This is a genomic window from Streptomyces sp. AK02-01A, from assembly GCF_033795305.1.
Lineage (GTDB): Bacteria > Actinomycetota > Actinomycetes > Streptomycetales > Streptomycetaceae > Streptomyces.
The window spans coordinates 1-1,456 of sequence record NZ_JARBAE010000120.1; the positions used below are offsets into that span (position 1 = coordinate 1).

Below are 1,456 nucleotides of genomic sequence, written 5' to 3' on the forward strand. Positions count from 1 at the left end.
AGGGCTTTTGTTCTGTTCTCGTCGGTGGCGGGTGTGCTCGGGAGTCCGGGTCAGGCCAATTACGCGGCGGCGAATACGTTTTTGGATGCTCTTGCCCGGTTGCGGCGGGCTGGTGGTCTGCCTGCTGTCTCGCTCGCCTGGGGCCTGTGGGACGACACCAGCGCCATGACCGGCACTCTCGACCAGAGCGATCGCGCCCGCATCGGCCGGTCCGGACTGCTCCCGCTCGCCGCCGAGGAGGGCCTGGCGCTCTTCGACGCGGCGCTGGCCACCGGCGAACCGCTGGTGGTACCGGCGAAGTTCGACCTCGCCGCGGCCCGTCGCCAGCAGCTTCCCGTTCCGGCCGTGCTGCGCGCACTGGTGCGTCCGGCGCGCCGTACCGCCGCGGCCGACGCCGGTCCGAGCGGCACCTCGTCGGCCGATCTGGCCACATTGCCCGCGGCGGACCGTGAGAAGGCGCTGCTGGACATCGTCCGGACCGAGGTGGCGACCGTGCTCGGGCACCGCGCCCCGGGCCTCATCGACGCCGGCCGGGCCTTCCACGAGCTGGGCTTCGACTCGCTGACCGCCGTCGAACTGCGCAACCGCCTCAACGCGCTCACCGGCCTCCGGCTGCCCAGCACGGTGGTCTTCGACTATCCCAACCCCCGTACGCTGGCCGGTTATCTCGCCGCCGAACTGCTGGGCACGCGGCGGTTCGCCACGGTGGAGGGCCCGGCGGTTGTCGCTCGTGATGATGATCCGATCGTGATTGTGGGGATGAGCTGCCGTTTTCCGGGTGGGGTGGGTTCGCCGGAGGAGTTCTGGCGGTTGTTGGAGGGGGAGGTGGACGCGGTCTCGGAGTTTCCGTCGGGTCGTGGGTGGGATGTCGAGGCGCTCTACGATCCCGACCCCGAGAAGTCCGGTACGTCATATGTCCGCGAAGGCGCCTTCCTGCACGACGCCGACGGGTTCGACGCCGCCTTCTTCGGGATCAGCCCGCGCGAGGCGCTGGCCATGGACCCGCAGCAGCGGCTGCTTCTGGAGGCGTCCTGGGAGGCCTTCGAGCGCGCCGGGATCGACCCGGACACGCTCGCGGGCAGCCCGACCGGAGTCTTTGTCGGCGCCATCGCCCAGAACTACGCACAGCGGCTCGGTGCCGCACCGGAGGGTGTGGAGGGCTACCTCGTCACCGGCAACACCAGCAGCGTGGTCTCCGGCCGGGTCTCGTACACCTTCGGTCTGGAGGGCCCGGCGGTGACGGTGGATACGGCCTGCTCGTCGTCGTTGGTGGCGTTGCATCTGGCGGTGCAGGCGCTGCGCAACGGTGAGTGCGATCTGGCGCTCGCCGGTGGCGTGACCGTGATGGCGAGCCCGGTGACTTTCGTGGAGTTCAGTCGGCAGCGGGGGCTGGCGGTGGATGGCCGGTGCAAGCCGTTCGCGGGTGCGGCGGATGGTACGGGGTGGGGTGAGGGTG

1 protein-coding gene is annotated in these 1,456 nt (G+C 70.4%); it reads left to right on the forward strand.

Going from position 1 to position 1,456, the window contains the following annotated elements; all coding sequences use genetic code 11:
* A partial coding sequence (locus PV679_RS35980; protein ID WP_319685491.1) for a beta-ketoacyl reductase occupies window positions 1–1,456 on the forward strand: 1,456 nt, incomplete at both ends.